The following is a 7,693-nucleotide window of genomic DNA, read 5'->3' as shown; positions in this document are numbered from 1 at the left end:
CCGCCGGCTGCACGCGATGTCGGCCGAGTTCGGCGGCCTGGCCGGTGAGCACCTGGGCCGCGCGGCCCTGCTGGCCGCCTCGCCCGACCCGGCCGGGCTCGCGGCCACCATCCACGCCCGCCTGCGCCGGGAGCTGGGCTCGCCGGTCCGGGTCGTCGCCGAGGCGACGGACGCCGACGACCGGGGCCGGGCGTTCGAGATCGCCGGTCGGTGCTGCGACCTGATGCCGAGCCTCGGCGCGTCCGACCGGGGTTCGACGACCGAGCCGTACGCGCTCTACGCCGCGTTGTTCGACGCGCGCCGCGCGCCGGACCTCGACCGGTTCCTCGCCGACGCGCTGCAGGGGCTGCTGGCCTACGACGCTCAGAAGTCGACGCGACTCGTGCCCACGCTGTCGGCCTGGTTCGAGCATTCCGGCAACCTGACCCGCACCGCCGCCGCGCTCCACATCCACCTGAACACGCTGCTCAAGCGGCTCGAGCGGGTGACGAGCATCCTCGGCACGGACTGGCGCGAGCCGGACCGCGCCCTGCGCCTCCAGGTGGCGCTGCGACTGCACGCACTGCGGAGCCAACTCTCCTAGCTCCTCTGTGGAGCTCTTGCGTCAGCTAGTGACGGCTGCCACAGTGTCTGGCACCGAGTGTCGCTCTTGGACCAATCAGCGGCACGGCGTGCTCTCCAGGAGGTGCGCAATGAGGCGGATCCTGACTTTTTCCCAGCGTTTACGGTGGATCACCGCGGGTGCTGTGCTCGTCACCGCGGTGGTGAGCGCGCCGACGCCGGCCGCCGCGGCGCCGGGCTGCACCGGGCTCGCCGGGCTGGCGATACCGGCGTCGGTGATCGGCGAACCCACCCGGGGCGGGCGCGTCGAGTCGGCCGCGCCGGCCACCAAGGACACCAACGGCACGACGGTCGGGTACTGCGCCGTCCGCGCGGTGCTCCACCCGATCGACCGGTCCGCTCCGGACATCACGCTCCAGATCGGAATGCCGGCCCGGTGGAACCACCGGACGCTGATGTTCGGCGGCGGCGGGTACGACGGCACGGTCCCCGACGTCACCCAGAACGTGCCGTTCGGCCGGCCCGACCAGCCGACGCCGCTGGCCCGCGGGTACGCGACGTACGGCAGCGACTCGGGCCACCGGGCCGGGCCGACCGGATCCTTGGACGGCTCGTTCGGCGTCAACGACGAAGCCCTGCGCAATTTCGCGGCCGGCGACGCGCTGAAGAAGACCCACGACGCCGCCAGGTACCTCGTTCGCCGGGCCTACGGTGCGGCGCCCGGCCGCGCGTTCTTCGCCGGCGGCTCGACCGGCGGCCGCGAGGCCCTCGTCGTCGCGCAGCGCTGGCCGGACGCGTTCGACGGCGTGATCTCGGCCTACCCGGCCTGGAACAACGCGGCCGAGATCCTGTTCCTCGGCCATCTCGCGCGGGTGATGTCCCGCCCGGGCGCGTTTCCCGGGCCGAAACAACAAGCCCTTCTCCATCGCCGCGTCCTGGCGGCGTGCGACGGGCTCGACGGCGTCGAGGACGGAATCGTCTCGAACGAGAGAGGATGCCGTTTCGATCCGCGGGTGCTGCGCTGCCCCGGCGAACCGGACTGTCTCTCGGACGCGCAGATCGCCGCGGTGACCGCGGCCTCCACCTCGTTCCGGTGGCCGTACCGCATCGCCAGTGGTGAGCGGCACTATCCCGGGTTCCCGCTGCTCTCGGGCGCGGACATGCGGACGCCCTATCTCGGTTTCGGTACGTCCGCTCCGGCCGATCCGATGCCGGCCACGAGCGCGTACGGATTCCAATTCTGGGACCAGTGGGTGAAGTATTTCCTGACCCGGGATCCGCAGCAGAATTCGCTCGCGATCGACCCGGCCCGACCCGGGAAATGGCAGTCCCGAATCAGTTACTTGTCCACTGTCCAGGACCGCAACGACGCCGATCTCCGTCCGTTCGCGCGGTCCGGTGGGCGATTGCTGATGCTGCACGGCGCCGCCGACGAACTGGTCTCGCACCGCTCGACGAACGATTACTACGAGCGGGTGCTCGACACCGCCGGGCGCCGGACGACCGATCAGTTCCTGCGCTACTACCTCGTGCCGGGCGCGAACCACGCCAACGTCGGGGCGCCGGCGTTCGCCGCCGGCTGGGACTCGCTGACCGCACTCGAGCGGTGGGTCGAGAACGGACGGGCACCGGTCGACCCGGTGACCGCCGACACCCGGGACGGCCGCACCCGTCCGCTCTGCGAGTACCCGCGCTGGCCGCGGTACCGCTCCGGCGACCCGGCCCGCGCGCAGAGCTTCGCGTGCGTGCGATGACGCCCCGGGTGGCGGTACGCACACGGGGCCTGACCAAGGAGTTCCGGGGCTTCCGCGCGGTCGACGCGGTGGACCTGGAGGTGTCCGAAGGCAGCGTGCACGCGCTGGTGGGGCCGAACGGGGCCGGGAAGACCACGCTGTTCAACCTGCTGACCGGCTTCCTGCCCCCGACGTCCGGGTCGATCACCGTGTTCGACGAGGACGTCACCGGCCGGCCACCCGAACGGGTCGCGCGCCGGGGCGTGGCCCGCTCGTTCCAGATCACCAGCCTGTTCGAGACGTTGACGAGCCGCGAGCACGTGGAGCTGGCGCTCGCGGGACGCACCCGCGAGGGGTTCCGGTTCTGGCGGTCGGAGAAGCTGCTGGCCCGGCGTCGGACCCGGGTGGACGAGCTGCTCGACCAGGTGGGGCTGGCGGCGCTGGCCGACAAACCGGTCGGCCTGCTCGCGTACGGCCGGAAACGCGCGCTCGAACTGTCGCTGGTGCTGGCGCTGGAGCCCCGGGTGATGCTGCTCGACGAGCCGACCGCCGGCATGGGCACCGAGGACGTCGACCGCACGATCGAGCTGGTCCGGCGCATCGCCACCGGACGCACCGTGGTGTTCGTCGACCACAACATGCACGTCGTCGGCAGCCTCGCGGACCGGGTGACGGTGCTGCAGCAGGGCCGGGTGCTGGCCGAGGGCGGGTACGACGAGGTGCGCGCCGACGTCCGGGTGATCACCGCCTACCTGGGCCGGGCCGAGCATGCTTGAGGTCACCGGCCTGACCGCCCGGTACGGGCAGGCCCAGGCCCTGCACGGCGTGGACCTGCGGGTGGGCGAGGGTGAGGTCGTCACGCTGGCCGGACGCAACGGCGCCGGCAAGACCACGCTGCTGCGCTGCCTGATCGGTCTGCACCGGCAGACCGGTGGCCGGGTGGAGTTCCGGGGCCGCGACCTGGACGGCGTCCCGGCCCACCGGCGGGCCCGCGCCGGCCTGGGCTGGGTCCCGGACGACCGCGGCATCTACGCCGGCCTCACGGTGGAGGAGAACCTGCTCCTCCCGCCGGTGGTCTCCGAGCGGGCCTGGCCGCTGGAGCGCGTCTACGAGACGTTTCCCGCGCTCGCCGAACGACGCCGGGCCCCCGGCACCACGCTCTCCGGCGGCGAACAGCAGATGCTGGCCCTCGCGCGGGTACTGCGCACCGGCGCCCGGCTCCTGCTGCTGGACGAACCCTCCGAGGGCCTGGCCCCGGTGATCGTGGCCCGGATCGGGGCGATCATCCGCGAGGTCAAGGCCACCGGCGCCGGTGTGCTGCTCGTCGAGCAGAACGTCACGTTCGCCGCCACCGTGGCCGACCGGCACTACCTGCTCAGCCAGGGCCGCATCGTCGAGGGCGACCTCCTCGAGCACCTCGGCCTCTGAGAACCCGATGGGGAGACCACGATGAAGAGCAAGCGACTCCTGGCCGGCGCCACGACGGCCGTACTGCTCCTGGGTGCCTGCGGCCAGGGCGGCCCCGGTTCTTCCGGGGGCGATTTCACCGGGGACAAGCTCGTGCTGGCGGTGCTCAACGACCAGTCCGGCGTCTACAAGGACGCCTCCGGGCCCAACTCGGTGAAAGCCGTCGAGATGGCGGTGGCCGACTACCGGAAGAAGTACGGCGACAAGGCGGTCGTCGACACGATCGAGGTGACCTCCACCGACCACCAGAACAAGCCCGACATCGCCAACACCAAAGCCGCCGAGCTGTACGAGCGCGGGGGAGCGGACGTCATCCTCGACGTGCCCACCTCGTCCGCGGCCCTGGCCGTCGCCACCCAGGCCAAGAACCACAAGAAGCTGTTCCTCGACGTCAGCGCGGCGACCACCGCGCTGACCGGCGCGCAGTGCAACAAGTACACGTTCCAGTGGGCCTACAACACGTACATGCTCGCCCACGGCACCGGCACGACCGTGACCAAGAACGGCGGCAAGAACTGGACGATCCTCTATCCCGACTACGAGTTCGGGCAGAACATGACCAAGTCGTTCACCGCCGCGATCACCAAGGCCGGTGGGACGGTGCAGAACTCGATCCCGACACCGTTCCCGAACGAGAACTTCGCGACGTTCCTCACCAAGGCCGGCAGCACCAACCCCGACGTCATCGGCACGATGCACGCCGGCGGTGACCTGATCAACCTGGTCAAACAGTTCAACGACTCGGGGCTGAAGGAGAAGGGCATCGAGCTGGCCGTCGGGCTGATGCTCATCACCGACATCCACTCGCTGGGCGTCGACCAGTTCGCCGGCACCATGTTCACCGACGCCTGGTACTGGAACATGGACGCCGAGTCGCGTGCCTGGGCCGACCGGTTCAAGGCCGGGACCGGGGCCCGGCCGACGTTCGAGCACGCCGGCAACTACTCCGCGGCCCTCCAGTACCTCGAGGCCGTGCAGGCCGCCGGTACCGACGACGCCGACGCGGTCGTCGGCGAACTCGAGGGCAAGAAGGTCAACGACACGTTCCTGCGCAACGGCGAGATCCGCGCCCGGGACCACTCGGTCGTCCACGACGCGTACCTCGTCCGGGTCAAGAAGCCCGCCGAGGTGACGGAGGACTGGGACTACGAGGAGATCGTCACCACGATCCCCGCGGCCGAGGCCTTCGCGCCGCCGTCCGGGTGCTCGATGTGAACGCGCTGCTGCAGTACACCGTGCAGGGCCTGGCGGCCGGGAGCTTCTACGCGCTGGCCGCGCTGGGTCTGGCGATCATCTTCGGCGTGCTGGGCGTGGTGAACTTCGCCCACGGCGCGTTCTACATGCTCGGCGCGGTCACCGCGGCGGTGCTGCTCGACTCGTTCGGCCTCTCCCTGTGGTGGTCGCTGCTGGTGGTGCCGATCCTGATGTTCGGCTTCGGCGTCGTCGTGGAGCGGTTGCTCGTGCAGTGGCTGTTGCGCCTCGACCCGCTCTACAACTTCCTGCTGACGTTCGGCCTCACGCTCGTCGTCGTCGAGCTGGTCAAGCAGCGGTACGGCGTCTCCGGGCTGCCCTACGAGCTCCCGGGCGCGCTGCGTGGCCGGGCCGACGTGGCCGGCGTGGTGCTGCCGTACTACCAGCTGTTCGTGCTGCTGGCGTCCGCGGTGGTCTGCGCACTGGTCTGGCTGGTGATGACGCGGACCCGGGTCGGCATGATCGTGCGGGCCTCGACCGAGAAGCCGGAGCTCGCCCGGGCCCTCGGCGTCGACGTCGGCCGGTGGGTGACGCCGGTCTTCGGCTTCGGTGTCGCGCTCGCCGGGCTGGCCGGCGTGCTCGCCGCACCGTTCCGGGCGATCACCGCCGAGATGGGCAACAGCTTCGCGATCATCCTGTTCGCGGTCGTGGTCATCGGCGGGCTCGGGTCGATCGTCGGCGCGGTCGTCGCCGGGTTCCTGGTGGGGCTGGTCGAGGCGTTCGGGCAGGCCTACGCCCCGACGTTCGCGCAGATCCTCATCTTCGTCCTGATGGCCGTCATCATCCTGGTGCGGCCGGCCGGGTTGTTCGGACGCGCGGAGGCGACGGCATGACGGTCACCGAGGCCCCGGCCGCGGGCACCGACGCCCCCGCCGCGGGCCGCCACCCGCGGCGGCGCTGGATCCTGCTCGCCGCCGGGCTGGCGGCCGCGCTGGCGTTGCCCTGGTTCGTCTATCCGCCGGTGGCGATGGACATCGTCGCGATGGCGCTGTTCGCGATCGCCCTGGACATCCTGCTCGGCTACACCGGCCTGCTCTCGTTCGGGCACGCCGCGTTCTGGGGCAGCTCGGCCTACGTGACCGGCCTGATCGCGACGCGGGCCGGGGTGCCGTTCCCGGTCGCCGTCGTCGGTGGCGCGGTGTTCGCGATGGTCCTGGCGCTTCCGCTCGGGTACCTGTCGGTGCGCCGGTCGGGGATCTACTTCGCGATGGTGACGCTGGCGTTCGCCCAGATGGTGTACTTCGTCGGCTACCAGTGGAGCGACCTGACCGGCGGCGAGAACGGCCTGCAGGGCGTGCCGCGCGCGTTCTTCGGGATCGAGCTCGTCGAGACCAACTCGTTCTACTTCTACTACGCGGCCCTGCCGATCCTGCTGCTCGGCATGTGGGCGGCCTGGCGGATCGTGCACTCGCCGTTCGGGCGGGTGCTGGTGTCGATCCGCGACAACAGCCAGCGGGCCCGGGCGCTCGGCTACGAGGTGGACCGGTACAAGCTCGTCGCGTTCGTGCTCTCGGCCGGGTTGACCGGGCTGGCCGGCGGGGTGTTCGCGATCAACCACGGGTTCGTCGCGCTCACCGAGCTGCACTGGAGCACGTCGGGCGAGGTCGTCCTGATGACCGTGCTGGGCGGCATCGGCACGCTGTGGGGCGGGATCCTCGGGGCGTTCCTGGTCGTGATGCTCGCCGACTACCTGGCCTCGTCCGGGTTCCACGGCATCGACCTCGTCACCGGCTCGGTCTTCGTCCTGGTGGTGCTGCTCTTCCGCCGGGGGATCTGGGGTACCGTTCGTCACCGATGGCACAACCGGCGGTGACCCCGCGGAAGATACTCGAGACCAAGTACCGGATCTCGGAGACCGCGATGGCCCTCTTCCTCGAGGAGGGGTACGCCAACGTCACCGTCGAGGCGGTCGCGGAGGCGTCCAGTGTGTCCCGCCGGACGATCTTCCGGCACTTCGAGAGCAAGGACGAGCTCGTCTTCCCGGACCACACCGAACGTCTCGGCCTGGTCGGGCGGTGCCTGGACGAGTCCGCTCCCGACGCCGATCCGGTGGAGGCGGTCATCGCGGCCACCGAGGAGTCGCTGCGTGAGTTCATCAGCCGCCCCGACCTGGTGCTCCGCCGGTACCAGCTGACCCGGGTCGTGCCCGAACTCCGCAAGCGCGAGGTCGTCGAACACGAGCGTTACGTGGCCCTGACCCGGTCGTACCTGCGCGACCACCTGCCGGCCGACGCCCCGCCGTTCCAGCCGATGGCGCTCGCCGCGCTCATCGACGCGATCCACCGGTCGGCGCTGGGCAACTGGGTACGTACCGGCGGCGCGACCGATCCGCTCGCCGAGCTGGCGGCGGGCATGGAATGGGTCCGCCGCCTCGTCGATCACCAGTCGACGTTCTCGTCCGCCCCGCTGCTGCTCGCGGTGCTGCCGGACACCCCGCACACCCGTCGCACGCTGACGTCCCTCAAGGCCGAGGCCGAGGATCTGCTCTAGGCCGTGTCCTGTGAATCTCGCTGGCGGCGGCTGAGCGGAGCCGCAGCCGAGCACGGATTCGCAGGACACGGCCTAGCTCGTGCGCTTCCGCGGGGGGCCGGAGGCCGCCGCGTGGGCGGCGCCGCGACCGGTCGCGCGTGCGACGATCCGGCCGCGGCGGAGCCGGACGGTGGCCTCGGCGGTGGCGTCGG

The 7,693-nt window shown here is 71.1% G+C and carries 8 protein-coding genes; all 8 read left to right on the top strand.

Annotated elements, in window-relative coordinates; all coding sequences use genetic code 11:
* Positions 1 to 583: PucR family transcriptional regulator (locus ABD437_RS13695; RefSeq protein WP_344649178.1), on the top strand; the 583-nt coding region annotated here is incomplete at its 5' end.
* A gap of 109 nt (positions 584 to 692) precedes the next feature.
* On the top strand, positions 693 to 2,315 hold the full coding sequence (locus ABD437_RS13690; protein ID WP_344649177.1) for a tannase/feruloyl esterase family alpha/beta hydrolase: 1,623 nt from the start codon (positions 693 to 695) through the stop codon (positions 2,313 to 2,315).
* Complete coding sequence (locus ABD437_RS13685; protein ID WP_344649176.1) at positions 2,312 to 3,070, top strand: ABC transporter ATP-binding protein; 759 nt, start codon at positions 2,312 to 2,314, stop codon at positions 3,068 to 3,070. Before ABD437_RS13690 ends, ABD437_RS13685 begins: the two co-directional genes overlap by 4 nt.
* Positions 3,063 to 3,722 (top strand): ABC transporter ATP-binding protein, encoded by a 660-nt coding sequence (locus ABD437_RS13680; RefSeq protein ID WP_344649175.1) that lies wholly within the window; start codon positions 3,063 to 3,065, stop codon positions 3,720 to 3,722. The genes ABD437_RS13685 and ABD437_RS13680 overlap by 8 nt, the downstream gene beginning before the upstream one ends.
* Before the next feature lie 21 nt (positions 3,723 to 3,743).
* Entirely contained in the window at positions 3,744 to 4,976 is a 1,233-nt protein-coding gene (locus ABD437_RS13675) for an ABC transporter substrate-binding protein (protein WP_344649174.1), read from the top strand.
* On the top strand, positions 4,973 to 5,845 hold the full coding sequence (locus ABD437_RS13670) for a branched-chain amino acid ABC transporter permease (RefSeq protein ID WP_344649173.1): 873 nt from the start codon (positions 4,973 to 4,975) through the stop codon (positions 5,843 to 5,845). The genes ABD437_RS13675 and ABD437_RS13670 overlap by 4 nt, the downstream gene beginning before the upstream one ends.
* On the top strand, positions 5,842 to 6,825 hold the full coding sequence (locus ABD437_RS13665; RefSeq protein ID WP_344649172.1) for a branched-chain amino acid ABC transporter permease: 984 nt from the start codon (positions 5,842 to 5,844) through the stop codon (positions 6,823 to 6,825). The genes ABD437_RS13670 and ABD437_RS13665 overlap by 4 nt, the downstream gene beginning before the upstream one ends.
* Positions 6,807 to 7,502: a TetR/AcrR family transcriptional regulator gene (locus ABD437_RS13660; RefSeq protein WP_344649171.1), complete on the top strand. Its 696-nt coding sequence runs from the start codon at positions 6,807 to 6,809 to the stop codon at positions 7,500 to 7,502. Before ABD437_RS13665 ends, ABD437_RS13660 begins: the two co-directional genes overlap by 19 nt.
* Positions 7,503 to 7,693: the final 191 nt, after the last annotated feature.

This window comes from Cryptosporangium japonicum (assembly GCF_039524755.1).
Classification (GTDB): Bacteria; Actinomycetota; Actinomycetes; order Mycobacteriales; family Cryptosporangiaceae; genus Cryptosporangium; species Cryptosporangium japonicum.
The sequence above is the reverse complement of the archived record's forward strand: the minus strand, read 5'-3'. Positions and strand labels throughout refer to the sequence as shown.

Coding starts and splice junctions, on each gene's coding strand:
- ABD437_RS13685 (WP_344649176.1), top strand. CDS start 2,312: ATGACGCCCCGGGTGGCGGTACGCACACGGGGCCTGACCAAGGAGTTC.
- ABD437_RS13675 (WP_344649174.1), top strand. CDS start 3,744: ATGAAGAGCAAGCGACTCCTGGCCGGCGCCACGACGGCCGTACTGCTC.
- ABD437_RS13690 (WP_344649177.1), top strand. CDS start 693: ATGAGGCGGATCCTGACTTTTTCCCAGCGTTTACGGTGGATCACCGCG.
- ABD437_RS13665 (WP_344649172.1), top strand. CDS start 5,842: ATGACGGTCACCGAGGCCCCGGCCGCGGGCACCGACGCCCCCGCCGCG.
- ABD437_RS13660 (WP_344649171.1), top strand. CDS start 6,807: ATGGCACAACCGGCGGTGACCCCGCGGAAGATACTCGAGACCAAGTAC.
- ABD437_RS13680 (WP_344649175.1), top strand. CDS start 3,063: ATGCTTGAGGTCACCGGCCTGACCGCCCGGTACGGGCAGGCCCAGGCC.